17 protein-coding genes are annotated in these 20184 nt (G+C 47.0%); all 17 read right to left on the minus strand.

The genetic code is table 11. From position 1 onward, the window contains the following. Positions 1 to 119: 119 nt before the first annotated feature. A complete protein-coding gene (locus tag ACETMN_RS30355; protein ID WP_036612523.1) occupies positions 120 to 1247 on the minus strand; it encodes a glycosyltransferase family 4 protein in 1128 nt (375 codons plus the stop codon). A gap of 376 nt (positions 1248 to 1623) precedes the next feature. Beyond that, a complete protein-coding gene (locus ACETMN_RS30360; protein WP_091012977.1) occupies positions 1624 to 2385 on the minus strand; it encodes a WecB/TagA/CpsF family glycosyltransferase in 762 nt (253 codons plus the stop codon). Between the two features lie 7 nt (positions 2386 to 2392). Further along, positions 2393 to 3574: a polysaccharide pyruvyl transferase CsaB gene (gene csaB / locus ACETMN_RS30365; RefSeq protein WP_091012975.1), complete on the minus strand. Its 1182-nt coding sequence runs from the start codon at positions 3572 to 3574 to the stop codon at positions 2393 to 2395. Beyond that, on the minus strand, positions 3550 to 5571 hold the full coding sequence (locus ACETMN_RS30370) for a DUF5693 family protein (protein ID WP_091012973.1): 2022 nt from the start codon (positions 5569 to 5571) through the stop codon (positions 3550 to 3552). The genes csaB and ACETMN_RS30370 overlap by 25 nt, the downstream gene beginning before the upstream one ends. A 408-nt stretch (positions 5572 to 5979) precedes the next feature. After that, positions 5980 to 7701, minus strand: coding sequence for a phospho-sugar mutase (locus ACETMN_RS30375; RefSeq protein WP_411735481.1), 1722 nt, complete (start codon positions 7699 to 7701; stop codon positions 5980 to 5982). Between the two features lie 110 nt (positions 7702 to 7811). After that, positions 7812 to 8243 (minus strand): 3-hydroxyacyl-ACP dehydratase FabZ, encoded by a 432-nt coding sequence (gene fabZ, locus ACETMN_RS30380; RefSeq protein WP_062836974.1) that lies wholly within the window; start codon positions 8241 to 8243, stop codon positions 7812 to 7814. Between the two features lie 488 nt (positions 8244 to 8731). After that, on the minus strand, positions 8732 to 8956 hold the full coding sequence (locus ACETMN_RS30385) for a DNA-directed RNA polymerase subunit beta (RefSeq protein ID WP_017691949.1): 225 nt from the start codon (positions 8954 to 8956) through the stop codon (positions 8732 to 8734). A gap of 12 nt (positions 8957 to 8968) precedes the next feature. Then, a complete protein-coding gene (locus ACETMN_RS30390; protein WP_091012963.1) occupies positions 8969 to 9808 on the minus strand; it encodes a flagellar hook-basal body protein in 840 nt (279 codons plus the stop codon). A gap of 44 nt (positions 9809 to 9852) precedes the next feature. After that, positions 9853 to 10737: a flagellar hook-basal body protein gene (locus tag ACETMN_RS30395; protein WP_091012961.1), complete on the minus strand. Its 885-nt coding sequence runs from the start codon at positions 10735 to 10737 to the stop codon at positions 9853 to 9855. A 102-nt stretch (positions 10738 to 10839) separates the two neighbouring features. Continuing rightward, positions 10840 to 11838, minus strand: a complete 999-nt coding sequence (locus tag ACETMN_RS30400; protein ID WP_076209800.1) for a rod shape-determining protein — start codon at positions 11836 to 11838, stop codon at positions 10840 to 10842. A gap of 219 nt (positions 11839 to 12057) precedes the next feature. After that, positions 12058 to 12345 (minus strand): sporulation transcriptional regulator SpoIIID, encoded by a 288-nt coding sequence (spoIIID, locus tag ACETMN_RS30405; RefSeq protein WP_024632710.1) that lies wholly within the window; start codon positions 12343 to 12345, stop codon positions 12058 to 12060. A 171-nt stretch (positions 12346 to 12516) separates the two neighbouring features. Beyond that, positions 12517 to 13254 (minus strand): M23 family metallopeptidase, encoded by a 738-nt coding sequence (locus tag ACETMN_RS30410; RefSeq protein WP_091012958.1) that lies wholly within the window; start codon positions 13252 to 13254, stop codon positions 12517 to 12519. A gap of 477 nt (positions 13255 to 13731) precedes the next feature. After that, a complete protein-coding gene (spoIID, locus tag ACETMN_RS30415) occupies positions 13732 to 15072 on the minus strand; it encodes a stage II sporulation protein D (RefSeq protein ID WP_091012955.1) in 1341 nt (446 codons plus the stop codon). Positions 15073 to 15542: 470 nt separating this feature from the next. Continuing rightward, positions 15543 to 16889 (minus strand): UDP-N-acetylglucosamine 1-carboxyvinyltransferase, encoded by a 1347-nt coding sequence (murA, locus tag ACETMN_RS30420; RefSeq protein ID WP_179198408.1) that lies wholly within the window; start codon positions 16887 to 16889, stop codon positions 15543 to 15545. Between the two features lie 522 nt (positions 16890 to 17411). Beyond that, a complete protein-coding gene (locus tag ACETMN_RS30425; RefSeq protein ID WP_017691941.1) occupies positions 17412 to 17669 on the minus strand; it encodes a DUF1146 family protein in 258 nt (85 codons plus the stop codon). A 603-nt stretch (positions 17670 to 18272) separates the two neighbouring features. After that, positions 18273 to 18677 (minus strand): F0F1 ATP synthase subunit epsilon, encoded by a 405-nt coding sequence (locus ACETMN_RS30430; protein ID WP_036612555.1) that lies wholly within the window; start codon positions 18675 to 18677, stop codon positions 18273 to 18275. Between the two features lie 62 nt (positions 18678 to 18739). After that, on the minus strand, positions 18740 to 20143 hold the full coding sequence (gene atpD, locus ACETMN_RS30435; RefSeq protein WP_047840699.1) for a F0F1 ATP synthase subunit beta: 1404 nt from the start codon (positions 20141 to 20143) through the stop codon (positions 18740 to 18742). Positions 20144 to 20184: the final 41 nt, after the last annotated feature.

A 20184-nucleotide genomic window follows, 5' to 3' on the forward strand; every position in this document is an offset into this window, starting at 1 on the left:
GCAAAAGGTTCCAATTATTTAGTAAAAATCTCAAAATAAACAAAAAACCTTATCCACAAGGGATAAGGTTGGGTCTGGAATAATATTCAAGAATAGCTGTAACCATTACATTTATCTATTTATGATTTCGAACGAGTCTCCGGATTCAACTTGACGCGCATGCGCATCAGGAAGTTGATAACCGGTCTTCTCGTTTTGCTAACAAGTCCGATGACTTCTGCTCCTACTTGGAGGAAGAACATCATAATACAGATGACCACGAATGTTACCCAGTTCGCTTCAAACATGGCGGCGGACGATTGGATAATGGCCAGAACTCCGAAGAACGCGGCAATTCCATAGATGATCAGTACCGTCTGACGGTGACTGAATCCAAGTTCACGCAGGCAGTGATGCAGGTGGCCTTTGTCCGGTGCAAATATCGGTTTCCGCTGTACCGCACGACGGATGATCGCGAAGAAGGTATCCGAGAGCGGCACACCGATAATGATCAGCGGGGTAATGAAGGACACGATAGCAATTTGTTTGAATCCGAGCATAGACAGCATCGCCAGAGAGAAACCAAGGAATAGTGATCCTGTATCCCCCATGAAGATCTTAGCCGGGTGGAAGTTGAAGAACAGGAATCCGATGATACTACCCAGCAACACAAGGCACATCAAGGCGATCATCATGTTACCCATCAGGAAGGACATCACGGCAATGGTACCAATTGCAATACCAGATACACCGGCAGCCAGACCATCCAGACCATCTATCAGATTAATCGCATTGGTTACACCAACAATCCATAAGATCGTCAGCGGAATGGATACCCAAGCTTCGAGTGAAGAATAGGAATCCTGAAAAGGAATGTTAACGAAATCTACCCGGATATTAAATCCGAATACAACGACAGAAGCAGCAACGATCTGACCAAGCAACTTCACTTTGGCCGACAGTTCAAACCGATCATCGAGTGCTCCGATCAGCACGATAATTGTTCCACCAATCAGAAACGCACTGACAAAACTCATGTCCCGAGTTGTGAACCATGCCGATACAAAAGGAAGCAATGCAGCAACTGTAATAATAAAGGCCAGAAATATCCCTAGACCACCAAGACGTGGCATGATCCGTGTGTGAACTTTACGTGCATTCGGCGTATCCATTGCGCCAATGCGGACTGCGAACTTTTTGACAAGTGGTGTCAGGGCAAGAGCCAGTCCCATTGACACGATAAATCCAATGATAAAGATCGCTACCATTTGAACATTCGACCCCCAATTATAATACCTGTACGAAATTATAAATCCCCTGATCTCTTTTTATATATAAAAAAATTATTTGTTAGTCACTTTAGATGAAAAATTTTGTTACACGATAACGGAGAGTGCAAGGAAAACCTAGAGAAGTGTAACGTTCGCATTTATCACCGGATTTCATCCTTTGAAAAAGGATAAAAAGAAATCTGGGTATAACAGCAATCGACAGGTAGCCTTGCAATCGTAGTGCCAAGTGTAACGCTTCTGTTTTCATGGAGTGGCACACATGTAATCCGGAATGAATTATACGCTCATCACACCCGAAAAGCCATCCTCAATTTCTAGCATAAACAAGCAATTATCTCTTAATTACCTGTTTTTAACGGACTTTTGTCACGTTTTCTTTGTCCTGCATCACCTTAACAGCGAATTTCGGAAGAGCAAGCATCCGGCCAGCCCGGCTTGGTTCACGCAATAAGCGATAGAACCACTCCAGTCTTAACTTTTGGAACAGCATAGGTGCACGTTTGGTTTTGCCCGAAATCACATCAAAGCTGCCGCCAACGCCCATGGTTACGGGAACCTGTAGGGCATCTTTGTGTTTGTGAATCCACGGTTCTTGTGTGTCGGCCCCACGTGCTACAAACAACAGATCAGGTGCCGCTTCCCGAATGGAAGCGATGACCTGTTCATCCTCAGCCGGACCAAAATAACCGTCGCGATAACCCACAATTCGAATCGCCGGATACTGCTGTTGTAACCGAACTGCCGTTTCTTGAATCACCTCAGGGGTGGAGCCGAGTAAATATACGCCCCATCGATAGTTTTCTCCAACACGCAGCAATTCATGTAAAAGCTCAAAACCCGGCACTCGCTCAGCTACAGGATCTCCACAATAGTTTGCAGCCCATACGACACCTGTTCCATCAGGAACAATCAATTCCGCAGCTTGCATGACTTCCATAATTGCGGGATTTTCTAATGCGGCCATAACCATAATCGGGTTGGCTGTAATGACCTGATGTGGTGTCTGCTTGGACAGCACAGCTTCCTGGAGAACCTTTACCGTTTCTTTCATCGTCAGTTTGGAAAAGGGAATGCCATAGATCGAAACGGTAGGTATTGATCCGGTCTGACTCATCTTTATCTCATCCTTTGCGGCCTAAATAGTTAATAATCTGCTGTGCAGGCACTCTGGCTTCCTGCTTCAGTTGGGTGATGCCTTCTTCATGTTCCTTCAACCACTGTGAACGTTGATCCAGCAGTCCAACAACAGTCTTGGCGAGTTTGTCGCCATCGAGTGTATCCGTATTTCCTGCTGGTTCACTGTCCAGACGAAGCAGGAATTGATCAATTTTCGGATCATACGAGATACCCACCGGAGGCACATATTGCGAAGCTGCATAGATCAGACTGTGCAGACGCATACCGATAACAAGATCACACTTGCCGACTTCTTCTAGCATAAGCTGAGGATCGGTCAGATCTTCTGTGATGCTAATCTCGCTGCCTTTGCTGGTCACATCACCTAGCATTTCCATAAGGAATCGTGATGCCTGTTCATCCACTGGCAAATGAAATGGCAGAAAACGCAAGTGCACCGCTCTTTTGGAGCACAGCTTTTTCAATCCGGCGGCAATAGCCGTAAGTTCCTTCCGGTCTGACTCCCAGAAACGTACTGATACGCCGATCACAGGAAGCTTGGTATGTCCTCCAGATGAAGGCTCCACTCGATTAGCTTGAGTAGAAGCATCTGCTGAATCAGCACCTGCGCCACTCTCCACTTTTGCTTCAGGTAATGGTAGGCCCATTACTGGGTCGGGTACTACATGGATCTGATTCCACTGTAGCCCCAGCCCACGCAGGTAGTCTGCAGATTGTTCATCCCGAACGGATACATAGGTGCAGGCCTTGAAGACCGATTTGATCATTGGATTAAAAATTTTACGATTCACAGGGCCAATCCCCTGTGCATAGATAAACGTTGGTTTTTTCAGCCACTGGGCCAGCTTGATTACACCCAGATAATAAGGAATGGATTTCAGTCCAGTTGCATCCTGCAATAGACTTCCTCCACCACTGATTAACCCATCGCTCTCCTTGAGTGCTTCACGGACTTCCTTCAATTTCATACGATGCACGGAGCGCACACCGTACATGGCGGTTGTCGACTCAGGATCACCCGAGAGAACTATAGGTTCAATCGTTATGTTCGACCTTTGGCTTTCCTCTTCCAGCGCTGTCAAAATCGACTTTAGCACAGCTTCGTCTCCGCTATTGCGGAATCCGTAATACCCCGAGATGACTAACTTTTGAGAAGTGGTGACCATTTTTTCCAACATCCTTCCGCTACTTGCCACACACCCACAGCAATGATACCGAAGATTAAGCCAAGTCCCAATCCCATCACTCCACGAATGAGTGACAATACAGCCGGCGTATGGATATGCGCGAACGTATCCACCATGGACAACTGTCCAATCGCTGCAATAATGAGCACAAAGATGACTTTACGATATTTTAAAGCGGCGAACACGCCAACGATAAATAGCGGGTGTCCCAGCATAAATTCTTTGAATCTCGGCCGCACACCGAACGTATCTTCCAACGTGGTACGAAGGAACATCTCGAATGGTGTTACTGAACCCGAGTTGCCTGTACGGCTCAAGTAATAGTACCCAACAACGGCAGCAACCAATGCCAAAACAACCATTAAAACATTAATTGGCATACGAAGCATTTCTTTAATTTTCTTAATAGAGAACGAACCCGAACCACGATAAAACACAATATAGATCGCTACCAGTGCCATAGGTGCAAAGTGCAACAGACTCACGCCACGGAACTGGTTAATCACCAGACTGTACGTAATGCTGTTAAGCAACGCGATAACAAAAGGTACGGCCAGGAACGACAGAATCGAAGTTCTTATATATAAAACTATAGTCTGTTTTAAACGACGACCCGCAGATGCGTCGGGTTGACGCTGTTGCTGATAGTTCACTGTACGAACGGCCAGCACCATCGCTATGGTCGGCGCGGCTATGGCCACAAGCAAGGCAATTCCTTGCTCTAGCAGCGTTGGTTTCAAGAGGAACAATCCTGCACTGCCCACCAAAGTAACCACAAATGCGATCAAGGTCAGTAGTGGGATAAAATAAGAAACCATAAGTGCAATCATGGCAATTGCACCAACAAGAGCAACCAGCTTGGCAAAACGCTGAATCGAGGAATCCTTAACTGTAAATGCCTCAGCTTGTCCTAGCTCGAATCCATGCTTTGCCATGCGTTCTACGGCATGACCCGGCTCACCCAGGCTGTTGATCAGATTCTCAATTGGATCTGTAATCATGGCCTTGGCTGTATTGCGACTTGGCGATGCATTCATATAGAGCATACGAATGTTGCGATCCTTAGTTGCGAGAACAAAACGGTCAGCGATCGTGTCTACGTCCAGATTGGCATCTCCATCACTAAGCGAGTACAGACGCGTAACGTTGTAATCCGTTTTATAAGCAAGGGTCTGGAATCCAGACTGCGGTTTCTTCAAGTTTTCAATGGCTGCAAGACCAATATTGTGCTTATTCAGCAACTGTGCGAATTGGTCGAGACTTTTCATGTCTGCATTATCATTGTACCCTTTCACAGCATCACCATCAAACAAGATGCGCTTTACGCCATTCTCTTCGAAGAAGGTAAGCAAGCGCTCCATTGATTCCTGGCTGTAGGGCACACTGTCCGAGATCCGCGGCAAAATGTAGAAACCTTTATCACGCAGCATCTTCACGGCAACCGGATCGGGCTGCAAAGGCTGCATGTTGGCATTCTCCGGAGGAGTCTGCAATATTAAGCCGCTACGACCTTCATATTCCCATGGTTGCACCGGAATCTGCCGATCAGCGAACGTTTGTTCAATAATAGGGGTATACGTCTGTGCGTTTTCCTCTGATGTAAATAACACATATGTGTAATTTGCGTTAGAAGGGATCACATCTTTGGTCAGATTCGCGAGATCCTGGCCGTTGTATACCATTAGTCGGCGTGTCTTTCTCAGCTCGTCCAATGTACTTTCGAACACAGCCATCGTTGTTACGCCTGCGTCTTTTAGACGAGTCAATTGTTCATTCATGAAATCTTGCGGATGTGCCTGATACGCGGAGATATCCAGCAGACCTCGATAGTTGAAGACAAGCTCCACCTTTTTGGCAGAAGATTCTGTCTGCACCCGATCACTGATTACAGGGATGGACGCAACCAGACCGATAATAACGACGAGCCACAACCACTTCCGAGAAGCGTTATTCCAATAAAGCCATTTTTGACGCACTACATGTACCTCCTCAAGTGTTGGAACCAAATGCACGTTCAGCTCAAGTAATTCGTTCATTTAACATTCATACAATAGGTTACAAACAGCTTGTGTCAACAAGCCCTGATATATGCTATATAGATTGAACTAAAGCATTATTTACACTTGCCACTTCGATGACAGAACAACCTTCCGATCGCTGTTATCCCCCGATTTTTTGATTAATTTTATGAAGGTGAAAATCTGGCGATAAAGGCGAACGTTCCACTTCTTCAGGTTATTTCTGTCCTCTACGTTCTCGTGTAAACGTTTAGTTCAATTTATATAGAGCCATCTGTAATATTATTTCAAAGAAAAACCCCTCCGCCAACCAACCTTACGGTGCGGAGAGGCCTTCTCATGTTCTTGCTCATTGTTGCATTCGTATTATTGTGCGTCTACACGCGACATCACTGTAGTCACCAGACGCTCGATCCGGCTTTCCGCATCTTCCAAATTCTCTCCACGAACAGCGAAGTATACTTTGATCTTCGGCTCTGTTCCTGAAGGACGCAAGCAGAACCATGAACCGTCTGCCAAAATGAACTTCAGTACGTTTTCCTTCGGAAGACCGTCCAGACCAAGGGAGTAGTCCAGTACATCTTTTACAGCAATTCCCGCTACTTCTTGTGGCGGATTGGAACGCCAGTCCGTCATTTTGGCCTGAATCTGAGCTACGCCGTCTTTGCCTTTCAGCGTACGGGATTCAAGCTTCTCCAAGAAGTATCCAAATTGGTTGTACAGCTCTTGCAAGACATCATAGAGTGTCTTGCCTTGACTCTTATAATACGCAGCAGCTTCAGCAATCAGCATTGAGGCAAGGACAGCATCCTTGTCGCGGGCATAGTTGCCTGAAAGGTAGCCATAACTCTCTTCATATCCGAACAAGAAGGTATGACTGCCTGTTGCTTCGAACTGGTTCATTTTTTCACCAATATATTTGAAGCCTGTCAGTGTGTTCATCACTTCTGCACCGTAATGTTCAGCAATGACAGCACCCATCTCACTTGTTACGATCGTTTTGATAACCGCTCCGTTGCTTGGCAGTGTTCCTGTCTCTTGCAGTCGACTGAGCAGGTAATGTACCATAATGGCACCAGACTGGTTACCAGACAAGACGAAATATTTGCCATCGTTGTCTTTCACCACAGCACCCATACGGTCTGCATCTGGATCTGTTCCGATCAAAATGTCAGCGCCCACAGATTCCCCCAGCTTCATTGCAAGCGTAAACGCTTCGCGTTCTTCCGGGTTAGGGGATTTCACAGTAGAGAACTCAGCATCCGGCTGTTCCTGTTCAGCTACAATGTGCACTTGCTCGAATCCGATCTGCTCCAGCACTCGACGTACAGGGATGTTGCCCGTTCCGTGCAGCGGTGTGTAAACGATTTTAAAGTCACGGCCTATGCCGGATTGGATCAGCTCGCGGCTCAGACTGCGGCTTGCTACGGTATCCACAAACGCCTGGTCTTGGTTTTCACCCAACCAGATCAAGAGCCCCTGCGCTTCTGCTTCTTCTTGCGTCAGCTTTTTCACGTCAGCAAGGGAAGGCACTTCCTGGATGTACCGAATGACTTTTTCCGCTTCATCCGGTACCAATTGACCGCCCTCATGATTGTAGACTTTGTATCCGTTGTATTCCGGTGGGTTATGGCTCGCTGTTACAACGATTCCGCCAGTAGCCTTCTGATGACGCACTGCAAATGACAACTCCGGAGTTGAACGCAGGGATGGGAACAGCTTGGCTACAATGCCGTTTCCAGCCAGTACAAGCGCAGCATCCAGTGTGAATTCAGGTGAGAAATGACGGGAATCATGAGCAATGACAACAGAAGGTTTGCCTTCCTGGTCACCATGCTGCTCAAGCAAATAACGCGCAAATCCTTGCGTTGCCCGACCTACGGTGTAACGGTTCATCCGGTTGCTTCCGGCACCAATGACTCCGCGCAATCCACCTGTACCAAACTCCAGGTTTCTGTAAAAACGTTCCTCCAGCTCTTTCGGCTGATCCTGCAAGTCACGAAGCTCCTGTTTCGTTGCTTCATCAATCGAAGCATCCTCCAACCATTGCTGCAACGTCTCTGCTGCTGCTGTGCTTAACTGTTTCATTCCGATAAACCCCTTCCGTCTATATAAATTCAGGTGTGCTGAGTTACTTCAGCATCTTGTATCATTCGGTCCTCTACGTTCCTGCATGATGTAGATGCTCACGTATGTAATCAGCTTGGGTCAGACAGTGCAAACATAATCTCGCCTTCAGCGACCACTTTGTCGTTTACACGGGCGGTTGCTTTACCTTTACCAATCGAACCCTTCAGGCGTGTAATCTCCACTTCCAGAATCAACGTATCTCCGGGCACAACTTGTCCACGGAATCGGAAGTTGTCCAGTCCCGCCAAAAAGCCGATCTTGCCTTTATTCGCTTCCAGGTTCAACATAGCCGCTGCACCAACCTGAGCCAATGCTTCGGTGATCAAAACACCAGGCATTACCGGATACTCAGGGAAATGACCAATGAAGAATGGTTCGTTAATGGTTACGTTCTTCAGACCAACGGCACGTTTACCATCTTCCATCTCCAAAATTCTGTCCACCAACAGGAACGGCGGACGGTGCGGGATGATTTCTTGAATCTGTTTGATATCGAGCACAGTGTAATCTCCTCTCAGGATGTTTATATGAGCGTTCTTCATCATGGATTTTTCATGTGCGCATAGGTGACCGTTACGGTTACGGATCGTTCTTTCGATCGCTGTTGTTTCCTAATGTTTCTGAATTATTTTCAGATGGATAACATTAGGAAACAAAGGCGAGCGCTTCGCTTCTTTCGAACGATTCCGTTCCCTCCACTGACTTTAGTGCGAACATGGAAAACCTGATTATGATCAAGTCGAAGCTCATATAAATGGGTTTTTAATTTTAAATTTTTGTATGGAAAGCATATTTTCGGTTAACACTAGTTATATCCTTCATGACTGCAGTAGTGAAGGTTAAGATAAGGGGTCTCTCTTCGCGATGACGAATGTCTTTCGCAGGGGAGGCCTCTTTTGTGACGTCAAACGTCATCCATCATTATACTGTTTTCAACATCAAAAAGAAAACTCCTGCCTGCGCAGGAGTTTTCGCTTAACTCGTTACATTATGGAGCGAACACCAGATTATATACATGTTCCCATGTACTCCATTGCCATACGGAACCGATATCCTGTTTGCCCAGTACCACATATCCAGCTACCATTCCGCCAGCAAGGGCAAGAACAAGCAGGACCGGAACCAGGAACCATCTTGCGATGCGCCATCCACTCTTCTTCTTCTTGACTTCCTTTTTCTCCGGCTTACTGTTCTGCTGCTGTGTTTCTGTCATCACATTCACCTTTTACGCTCTCATATTGTTGGCAAGACCCAACATGGAATCACTTGAAGTTAGCGCCTTTGCCGCCAGTTGATATGTCCGCTGTCCTTGCATAAGCAAAGACATCTCCTGTGTCATATCCACATTGGATTGCTCCAGATATCCTGGACGAATCATGGCAACCGCTTGACGTGTAGCTGCATTAGCGCCAAATACATCATCCTCGGTTAATCCCGCATCCAAGCCAAAGAGGTTATCCGCATATTGTACCAGACCTTCAGGGCGTTCAATGTCTACCACTTGCAGTTGTGCCCCAATGGTTGCGTTCGCCCCATTACCACGTCGGATTAACAGGTTGCCATTTTCATCAAAAGCAACTTTGCTATTATTCGGTGCCGTAATACGATTACCTTGACGATCCAGGGCAAAGTGGCCTTCACCATTGACCATCACCATCATATCAGGTGAATTCGGAGTAGGCTTAGGTCTTGTATCAGGCACAAAATGAAATGCACCCTGACGTGTCCACATTTTCTCCCCGTTCGCTTCAACTGCAAACATGGCATTTCCTTCAATGGCCAGATCGGTCGGAAGGCCGGTCTCGTTCAAGGGGCCTTGAGACATATCCTTCGTCACATCCGCCAAACGAGCGCCAAAACCGAGGTTATATCCCATCGGTGTGGAGCGTCCATCCAATTTGTACTTGTCCGGTTGTTGTTGCACCCGGGTCAGCACATCCTCGAAGGCCGCTTGTTTGCTTTTATAGCCTGCCGTATTCACGTTGGCAATATTATCGGCAATGACATCCAGTCGTTGCTGTATGGCGGTCATGGAAACCTTGGCACTAATCATGGAATTATTCATCGGTGGGTACCCTCCCGCTGCGCGGTTATATTTAAACGTCGGCGTTATACACGCCCGACTTCATTGACGGCTTTATCCAGACTGCGGTCGTAGAATTGTACGATCTTCTGGTTTGCTTCATACGCACGGAATGCGGCGTTCATATCAACCGTTGCCTGTGAGGCATCGACATTAGAGCCTTCCAGGTAACCCTGACGGATCTGCACATTATCACCGGCAGCCATCATCCGTGACGTTGCCCCGTTTGCATCACTAAGACTGAAATTGCCATCACCTTGACGAACCAGTTGATTCGGCTGGTCAATGACACTAATTCCGAGAGTAACCCCTGTTGGTGCACCTGTTGCTGCATCCACGAGACGACCTTGCTCATCCACTTTAAATTGCTCTACGGAACCTGTCAACACTACGGGTTGTCCATTATTATCCAACACTTGTGAACCTGTTGAACTCAGCAATTGTCCCGTTCCTGTAATCTCGAAGTGACCATCGCGTGTATATCCGGTGTTACCTTCTGCATCCTGAACTGTAAAATACGCCTGAGGCTGGTAAGTCACCGTGCCGTCGGCCCGTACAAATTTGCCTGATGCGTCAAACGGGACAGGTTGTCCAGTCTGCGGATCATTGACAGTCATATTGGATGAAATGGAAAAATCATTTTTCTGCCCAGTCTCCATAATGGTCCCCTGCAAATTCATGGACAAACTCTCTTCCGCGAACACCCCCGTGTTCAGCTTGCCCAGCCGCTTTGTTGGAAGATTTGCATCTCCGCCTACCAAAGTAATGAGCATTTCCGGGAAGGAACGGCTTACGCTGTTCACCTGTTTGTATCCCGTGGTGTTCATATTTACGATATTCTGTGTTGCTGTGTCATGGCGGCGTTGTTGCGTAATCATTCCCGCAGTAGCGGTGTACAGACCTCTTAACATGAATTAACCCCTCTCCTCAAGCGCTTGACCTGCATCACAGGTTGGCTGCTTGTCCGTTCTGCTTTCCGAGCATGGCGAACCTTTGCTATTTATATCGGCAGATTAGAACTTTTTCTTAACCACCTGATCCAAATTATTAAGCATTATGCCTGTCCCCTTCACGACACAGTGCATTGGATCTTCCGCAACCCATACCGGTACATGCAATTCATTGGACAAAAGCTCGTCCAGTCCGTTCAGCAATGCACCTCCACCAGTCAATACAACACCACGGTCGATAATGTCCGCTGACAATTCAGGCGGTGTACGTTCCAATACCGACTTCGCTGCGACGATGATAGATTGCACGGAATCCCACAGCGCTTCCTGTACTTCTTTTCCCGATACCGTTACGGTAACTGGCAGACCGGATACCATATCGCGTCCGCGAATATCCATCTCCGTTTGGCCTCCATCCGGATGCACGGAACCAATCGCAATTTTGAGATCTTCAGCGGTCCGTTCACCGATCATGAGCTTGTACTTGGCTTTGATAAACTTGATAATGGCTTCGTCGAACTTGTCCCCTGCGACTTTAATAGAAGAGGCGGTGACCACGTCGCCCATAGACAGGACTGCAACGTCAGTCGTACCGCCGCCGATATCCACGACCATATTGCCGCTCGGCTGAAAAATATCCATTCCCGCACCGATCGCTGCCGCTTTCGGCTCTTCTTCCAGAAACACTTCTTTGGCACCGCTGCGTTCTGCCGCCTCACGGATGGCCTTCTGCTCCACGGAAGTAATGTTCGTTGGTGCACAGATCAAAATTCGAGGGTGGCTGTACCAGCTTCTTGCACCCACACGATTAATGAAATGTCTGAGCATCGCTTCTGTAATCTCGAAGTCCGCAATAACGCCGTCACGCAGCGGTCTAATGGCAACAATGTTACCTGGAGTACGCCCCACCATACGACGCGCTTCTTCCCCAACAGCAAGGACACGCTTCGTATCTCTTTCAATGGTCACGACGGAAGGTTCATCGAGGACAACCCCACTTCCTTTCACGTGAATAAGCACGTTGGCCGTGCCAAGATCAATACCGATATCCTTGCTAAACATAAAAGAGCCCCCAAAGTGATATTATTTGGTCAGCGTATCCTGTGAAAAAGAGTCCCTTATCACGTCACCGCTCGTTCGACAAAGTGCAACATATATATGTAAAAATCGGGCTGATAAGATGTCATAATTCGATCCTGTACCAGCATTTAACATATCATACTTCAGGGGAGGGATTCAATGCATGTGTGAGCTTTTTGGCCTACGTCTTTGTGAAGATGCTTACGATTTGGCGGAAGCCAACACCTCACGTTTCTTGCCACTCGTTTTTTTGTATTTAATTTTGGTCGCTTCACCGCCCCGCAAATGGCGGATGGACTTGTGATACTCCAAAATGTGTTTCACCTGGTCAGCAAGATCAGGGTTGATTTCCGGCAGACGCTCCGTCAGATCCTTATGCACAGTACTCTTTGACACGCCGAATTCTTTGGCTATGGTACGGACCGTATTCCTCGTCTCAACAATGCAGCGACCAATTTTGATGGTCCGTTCCTTGATGTAATCGTGCACGCTCCCGCCTCCCTACTGTGTGGATAGTTTGGTACATTATATGAGGAGCATGCCTATATATTCGCGGTTTAGAGGTGTGACAAGCTTCGAAGGTCCCATTATTTTCTGAAAAGCACAAAAAGAGCAGAGGTTCAACCCCTCTGCCCATCATGTTGCTGCGGTAAAATTCATTTATTTTTCCGGAAGATATCCTTGCGGGTTAACTGGCTGTCCGTCTTCGTACACTTCAAAGTGAAGGTGATTGCCAAGCGTTTTACCCAATTCATTGACGCCAGCGGATGCAATCGCATCTCCCTGTTTCACTTCGTCGTCCTGTTTCACTTTGACGTCTGCCAAGCTTTGGTACACCGTCTTCAGGTTATCGCTGTGTGTGATTTCCACAACTTGACCTGTGAGCGGATTTTGCTCAACCCGGGTAACTTTACCGGCGAGTGCTGCTTTGACTTCAAACGTTTTGTTATCCCCACGTGCCAGATCCACACCCGTGTTCGGGATGAATGTATCATTGTACTGCACCATTGCCGCTTCATGTTCCTCGGTTGAAGCTTCGCTATCATAGAAAGGTTTTACTACCGAAATTTCGGACGGTACCGCTACCGGCCACACAAAATTCTCCGACTTTGCAACAACTTCCACACTTTCTTCTCCACCTACTGCTGTTCCTTCTGTACCCGCCGATGCACCTGTTTCTACTACCCCGCTAGCAGGGTCCGAGTTCAGCGTTTTGTCGCCTGTGCCCTGATAGACCCACACTAAGGTTAGTATAATGCCTGCTGCTGCGATGTAGGCTGCCGGGAAGACCCAGCGTTTGGACATTGCTCTTTTCCATGAAGAGGGCTGACTAGCCGGTACTCCTTGAGTTGTTTTAGGAGTTTCTTCTTGGATTGTTTTTTTGTTTTGTTCATTCATGTTAATCACCTCAGTAACAAGTGTTACCGGGTGCAACTCTTTTATACACGCGCGACTCTAATTATTTTCACGGAGGTTTCAGAGAGTGCTATATATATTGGAGATGATGAGTGTTAGTTCGTTCACCGCTTCGGGGCCAGAAAACCTTTCCACCGCTGGTTACTACCAGATTTCTTCTATCACCTTCTTCAAAGGTGAAATCCGGTAGTAAAGGCGGACGCTTTGCTTCTACAGGTCTTTTCTGCCCCCTGCGCTCTGCATACGCTAGCACTCTCCGCATATATAGCCAAGTCTTAAAAACTCCGGAAAGGGCGGTTGGTAAAAAGCGCGAATTGGCTTAATGACCAATCCTTCTCAGAAGTGAGTTTACTAGCAGAAAGCGAAATGATATAGGATGTGACTGGATACCGGCCGACTAAGGCTTTCCTGACGTCCTCATGCGTCAAAGCATTTATCTATCCATCGGTGTTCATCTTCCTACTTCAATGCCAGCATCTTGGATGCCTGTCCGAATGAGATGCCTGTATAGTAGTGTTTGAGAATCTGGGTGGCCGTGTGTCCTTCCTGCGCCATGCCGTTTGCTCCCCACTGGCTCATGCCAACCCCATGTCCGTATCCATACGTTGTAATTTGGACCTCGTCACCTGTGCTCTTCCAACTGAACTGGCTGGATCTTAATCCGAGCAGTTTGCGAACTTCGGGTCCGCTGAATGTTTCACCTGCAATCTGCATTTCCTTAATCCGATGTCCTTTGGTTGTAGACAATACTTCCATCCACGATCCACCCTTCTGGGCGGTAACCGGAATGGCATCCAGATTCAACTTCTGTAGAATTTCGTTACGCTTCATAGTGACGGTCTGCTTGAATCCTGGTGCCAGGTTTTTGTCCCACGGACTGTCTACACTTTGCAGATACGGCACAGCGTTCCCCCACACATCCTCCGCATTCTCGGTATACCCATTACTTGTGGAAAAAAAGGATGCGGTGATCGCCTTACCCTGATATGTCATCACCGTATCTCGACTTTCGCGGACAGCCTGTTGCAGCTTCTCCCATTCCTTCGCCTTCCCTAGACGCGTCCAATCCGCTTTCACCTGATCTGGCGGATTAAACACCTGATGGCTGACCGTATCCGTCACATCCGCCGCACCCGATGGAACACCGCTTGTATCCCTCGCTGCTAACCTACGCACGATAAATGTACGAGCAGCTATTGCCTGCGCCTTTAACGCCTCCAGTCTGAATTCCGCCGGCATCTCAGCTGCCACCACCCCCGTAACATAGTCTTCCAATGGCAGATTCATCGTTGTGCCCGTTGCAGACAGGTATACACGCACTTTAGGTTCAGGGTAGGTCACAGGAACGGCTGGCGAAGGTGCTGGGGTTCTTGTACTGTTGGCATCTGTTGGAGCAGGGATCGGCTTTGGTAATTCACTTGTCCGCGGCCATACCAGCATTACCGGAATCAGCAACGCCATTGCCAATAAGGCAGATACAGCGGCAGCGGGTTGCCATCGCTTCGTATTGCGTCCCCATCGGGGTTTTCGTCCAAATGTCCGCATTCGGCGACGCTTCACTCGGCGGAACTGGTCCAGCTCAATAACGGGTATATGAATATGCTCGGTTGTCTTTCGGTTCAGTTCATCTGCCGACACCCGTCCTGGGTTTGATGATTTTGCAGACTGTGATGGAACAGTCCTCTGGTTCGATGGGGCAGGCTTGTCTTTTTCCACTCCAGAAACGGTATTCCCCTCCGGCTCTTGCATACCTGGACGAGGGACAAGGGGTACCTTTACCTGTACACGAGCTTCTTTCATTCGAATATAACCCTCCATTATCTATGGCCGGTCATGTGCCGGTCGTGTTGTTCAAATCCATAGTTTAGGTTATGAGCTGACTTGATCTGATAGAACCTGATTTGAGAGAAACGAGGCCCTTTTCGTTCTGTTCAATTTCCTGTTTTCTTTTGCTATCTACATCTTAGAAACGTTGATCTGTCGCTGAATACCGGTGTTTAATTGGAACCGACACCCTATATAAATTACACTCTTTCATTTGGTTCGGAATCGATACAGAATACGATGTTATGCTATACAAGGTTAGGACCAGCTATTAATAGAATCAGGTATCAAATATCTCGTTGTCTTCTTAAAAGTAAACACAAAAAAAGCCAAGCCAGATGGCTTAGCTTTATCATTTTTTACAATATACGTCCCTTCACATTCATAATCCACACAACTGTGTGACTCATCATAGGGGGATCATATTTTTTCTAATCAATCCAGTGTTAAGCCAAAGTTGGTTGCACCTTAAACATTGGTACTTCTTTCTCCACTTTTTCACTAGGTGCTTTGGTTGCTTCCAGCTTAGGCTCATCAACCGAGATCCGATAGATGTCAGCGCCAAGTCCATTAAGCTTCTCAGCGAGATGTACATAACCACGGTCTATGTGATGAGTACCGCCCACTTCCGTTGTACCTTCAGCAACAAGACCTGCAATAATGAGTGCGGCACCCGCACGCAAATCGGTAGCCGTTACTTTGGCACCCTTCAGTTTGGCATTACCTGTGATGATGGACGAACGTCCTTCAACTTTGATCTCCGCATTCATCAATTGGAATTCATCCACATGCATGAATCGGTTTTCAAAAACAGTCTCTGTCACCACACTTGTTCCTTCAGATGCAAGCAAGAGTGCCATCATCTGGGATTGCATATCTGTCGGGAATCCTGGGTAAGGTAGTGTTTTCACATCCACAGCCTTAAGAGGACGGTCTGCGATTACACGCACGCCATTCTCATCCGGTTGGATTGTTACACCCATCTCTTCAAGCTTCGCAATAACGGAGCCTAAATGATCAGAGATTGCACCTTCGATATACACGTCACCACCAGAAATTGCAGCAGCAGCCATATACGTACCAGCTTCCACGCGATCCGGAATAACGGTGTGTGTAACACCTGTCAGTTTCTCCACACCTTCGATGCGGATCACCCCAGTACCAGCACCACGTACGATGGCACCCATTCCATTCAGGAAGTTGGCAAGATCCACAATCTCAGGTTCTTTTGCCGCGTTCTCCAGAACAGTTACACCTTCAGCCAATGTTGCAGCCATCATAATATTTTGAGTGGCACCTACGGAAGCCACATCCAGATAAATTTTCGCGCCACGCAACCGTCCTTGGCTACGAGCTTCGATATAACCTTGGCCCAAGCTGATCTCTGCGCCCATGGCTTCAAAACCTTTCAAATGCTGATCAATAGGCCGTGTACCGATGGCACATCCACCAGGAAGTGAGATTCTTGTATGACCCATTCGAGTCAACAAAGGTCCCATGACCAAGAAAGACGCCCGCATTTTACTCACCCATTCATACGGGGCTTCACAGGAAGTAAGTTTCTCCGCATTTACGGTAATCACTTCGTCCCGGTATGTAACTCCCGCTCCCAGCGATTCCAACACCTTGTTAATCGTCATCACATCGTCTAGAGGAGGCGCGTCAATAATAACGCTTTGTCCTTCTTCCCCTAAGAGAGAGGCAGCGATGATCGGAAGAACAGAATTTTTAGCGCCGCTAACTTTGACACTTCCGGTCAACCTTTTGCCACCGCGGACGATAAATTTGCTCATCATGGTTCCCTCCGCGCTTTTATTCCCTTTTCTTCATTCCGGAATACGTAAGCCCCACTGTGTGTAGAAAGGACTGTTGCTGTGTGTGGAATTTCGACATATTCTGGCATATTGCCACAGATGTCTGTTCAGAAAAGAATTGGTTTTTATAATCCATATCAATGATACCATGTGCCGTGCATCTTGCTATTCAGCATGTAAAATCAGTGTCTTACAAGCAAGCAGAGCATCAGAACAGACAGAGTGGGATGGTTATTAGCCGGCATGAACCGGATATCCCGTTTATAACTACAAAATAAGTGAACAATTGTGAATTCCCTAACTTCCATCATAACATTGTTGAATTGTACGATACAAGCATTTTTACATAAAACATCTCAAATTCATCCAATTTTACGTCACATTTTTTTCTTAATTTCTTTACCGACAACTCATACTCTAATTGTTAACACAATTAATCGATGTTATTCGACAATGAGCAGCTTGAAGAACCTAACAGATGATTAACCAACCATCTCAACATTAAAACAAATTACGCAACATTTGAGTCCAGGACAAGTAGTCAATGACAAAGCCAGCAACGGCATGCCCCAAAATGATGGCGAGCAACAAATGCAACAATCTTCCCTGAGCACCCCGTGGTTGCCTGATGATTAAATCCAGTTTGAGATTTGTCAAAGCCCACCAAGACAACGCAATACATAACAGGGAGACGATAATTGAGACCAAGCCGTTGGTGCTTAGCGCCTGGTTCACCTGATTCGTCAGATCAGTATCCATATATTCATTACCTCCACATTTGTTGCAGCGATCAGCATATCATATGCCCAACACCCATAACTTGTTAGCATAGAATGTATTGAGGATAACATGCTGAGCGTACTGTCAGATTTACTCCTGCCAGGCAGGAATCTCCTGATGCCCAATCACCGAGCAGCAACAATGCGGCTGTGCATGACTATGGAATCTACTACGCAGCTTCCTGCTTCTGCTGACTCTATGGAATATAGGCTCTTTCATCATACATTGTCAATTACATTGATTTCCACTTCTAAAATATTTTAATTTTAAAATGCCGGGATTTTGTGACTAAAACGACATAAAAGAGCGCTATTTCGATATCGATTCTGTCATTTCCTCGGAAATAATTTAAATTTACTCATGAAAAAAATGGTTCTCTTAGTGGTAAATGCGCCCACTACTTTAGTCCTACATTCTATTCAAATCCTCATAATCGGTGAATATTTTGCTTAAAATACTTCTTATTACTGGAGGGATAAGATGGATTTGTGGTCAGCCATTTTGATATATTCGATAAAACAATTCTATCAAACAAACTCAAAAAAGCCCGGCAGACTAAGCCGCCAGGCTTCCAAGAATCGTTTATTTGCCGAACACATTAATCCGGTTAACCGCTTTTTGCAGCGCAATCTCTGCACGACGGTGATCAAAGTGGTCCTGATTGCTTTGGCTTGCAAGCCGACGTTCTGCCCGCTCTTTCGCCGCACGCGCACGATCCACATCAATGCTTTCCGGGAATTCAGCACTCTCTGCGAGTACAACAACCTTATCTTTACGTACTTCGATAAACCCGCCACCGATAGCAACTCGTTTATTTTCTTTTCCGTTATGGATATAGATCGGTGCAATCTGCAAAGGTGTAACCATAGGAATATGACCTGGCAGAATGCCCAGTTCCCCTTCAATACCACGAGCCGTAATGCTATTCACCTGTTCTGAATAGACCAAACGCTCAGGTGTTACGATTTCCAACAAAAAGGTGCTCAATTCCATCCCTCCTGAAATATCCGAAGGATAGCCCGCTTCATAAGGACAATCCTGGATTCAGACTAAACCAGTGTTTTGGCTTTCTCCACTGCCTCTTCAATTGTACCAACAAAGAGGAAAGCTGCTTCCGGAAGATCATCATACTTACCTTCGAGAATCTCTTTAAAGCTGCGCACCGTTTCTTTAACTGGAACGTATTTACCCGGAATACCGTTAAATGCTTCAGCAACGTGGAAAGGCTGGGACAAGAAACGTTGGATTTTACGAGCACGGTATACAAGCGCTCTGTCTTCTTCACTCAACTCGTCCATACCCAGGATTGCAATGATATCTTGCAATTCATTGTAACGTGCCAAGATACGTTTAACGCCTTGAGCTACGCTGTAGTGTTCTTCACCTACAACTTCAGGGGACAAGATCCGGGAGCTGGAAGCCAGTGGATCTACCGCAGGGTAGATACCCATCTCGGAAATTTTACGCTCCAGGTTCGTCGTTGCATCCAAGTGGGCAAACGTCGTTGCAGGAGCCGGGTCAGTGTAGTCATCCGCAGGCACGTAGATAGCCTGGATGGATGTTACAGAACCTTTTTTCGTTGATGTGATACGTTCTTGCAGTTGACCCATTTCTGTTGCCAGTGTAGGTTGGTAACCTACCGCGGAAGGCATACGTCCAAGCAAGGCAGATACTTCTGAACCCGCTTGGGTGAAACGGAAGATATTATCGATAAAGAGCAACACGTCACGGCCTTCTTCATCACGGAAGTATTCCGCCATCGTCAGACCTGTGAGGGCTACACGAAGACGTGCGCCTGGAGGCTCGTTCATTTGTCCGAAGACCATTGCTGTTTTGTTGATAACGCCGGAATCACTCATCTCGTGATACAAGTCATTACCTTCACGTGTACGCTCACCAACACCCGCAAATACGGAGATACCGCCGTGCTCTTGTGCGATGTTGTTGATCAATTCCTGAATGGTTACCGTCTTACCTACACCGGCACCACCGAAGAGACCGATTTTACCACCTTTAGCGTAAGGAGCAAGCAAGTCGATAACTTTGATTCCTGTCTCCAGCATCTCTGCTTGGGTAGTCAGTTCATCAAATGCAGGTGCTGAACGGTGAATCGGGTTCTTGTGCTCAGCAGCTACGGCACCGCCAGTATCAATTGCTTCGCCGAGTACGTTAAATACACGACCCAGTGTTGCTTCTCCGACGGGTACAGAGATTGGTGCTCCTGTATCTAAAGCTTCCATACCACGAACAAGTCCATCCGTGGAGGACATCGCAATACAACGTACTCGGTTGTCACCCAGATGTTTCGAAGCTTCGAGTGTAAGGTTTACACTAACGCCGCTCTCACTTACTGTAGTGATCGTAATGGCATTGAGGATTTCCGGCAGACCGCCGCGATCAAACTCGACGTCAACAACCGGACCCATGATGCTCACAACGCGTCCTTTGTTCATCTTAACGTTCCCCTCCTACAAGCCTGCTACTTTTGCAAAAA

This window comes from Paenibacillus sp. M2, from assembly GCF_046713495.1.
Classification (GTDB): Bacteria; Bacillota; Bacilli; order Paenibacillales; family Paenibacillaceae; genus Paenibacillus; species Paenibacillus amylolyticus_B.

Excerpts from the sequence above, each read along its gene's own strand:
- murA (WP_179198408.1), bottom strand. The coding sequence starts at position 16,889 with ATGAGCAAATTTATCGTCCGCGGTGGCAAAAGGTTGACCGGAAGTGTC.
- ACETMN_RS30410 (WP_091012958.1), bottom strand. The coding sequence starts at position 13,254 with ATGAATGAACAAAACAAAAAAACAATCCAAGAAGAAACTCCTAAAACA.
- spoIID (WP_091012955.1), bottom strand. The coding sequence starts at position 15,072 with ATGAAAGAAGCTCGTGTACAGGTAAAGGTACCCCTTGTCCCTCGTCCA.
- csaB (WP_091012975.1), bottom strand. The coding sequence starts at position 3,574 with ATGGTCACCACTTCTCAAAAGTTAGTCATCTCGGGGTATTACGGATTC.
- ACETMN_RS30355 (WP_036612523.1), bottom strand. The coding sequence starts at position 1,247 with ATGGTAGCGATCTTTATCATTGGATTTATCGTGTCAATGGGACTGGCT.
- ACETMN_RS30395 (WP_091012961.1), bottom strand. The coding sequence starts at position 10,737 with ATGTTAAGAGGTCTGTACACCGCTACTGCGGGAATGATTACGCAACAA.
- ACETMN_RS30425 (WP_017691941.1), bottom strand. The coding sequence starts at position 17,669 with ATGGATACTGATCTGACGAATCAGGTGAACCAGGCGCTAAGCACCAAC.
- ACETMN_RS30360 (WP_091012977.1), bottom strand. The coding sequence starts at position 2,385 with ATGAGTCAGACCGGATCAATACCTACCGTTTCGATCTATGGCATTCCC.
- ACETMN_RS30385 (WP_017691949.1), bottom strand. The coding sequence starts at position 8,956 with ATGACAGAAACACAGCAGCAGAACAGTAAGCCGGAGAAAAAGGAAGTC.
- atpD (WP_047840699.1), bottom strand. The coding sequence starts at position 20,143 with ATGAACAAAGGACGCGTTGTGAGCATCATGGGTCCGGTTGTTGACGTC.
- ACETMN_RS30390 (WP_091012963.1), bottom strand. The coding sequence starts at position 9,808 with ATGAATAATTCCATGATTAGTGCCAAGGTTTCCATGACCGCCATACAG.
- ACETMN_RS30375 (WP_411735481.1), bottom strand. The coding sequence starts at position 7,701 with ATGAAACAGTTAAGCACAGCAGCAGCAGAGACGTTGCAGCAATGGTTG.
- ACETMN_RS30400 (WP_076209800.1), bottom strand. The coding sequence starts at position 11,838 with ATGTTTAGCAAGGATATCGGTATTGATCTTGGCACGGCCAACGTGCTT.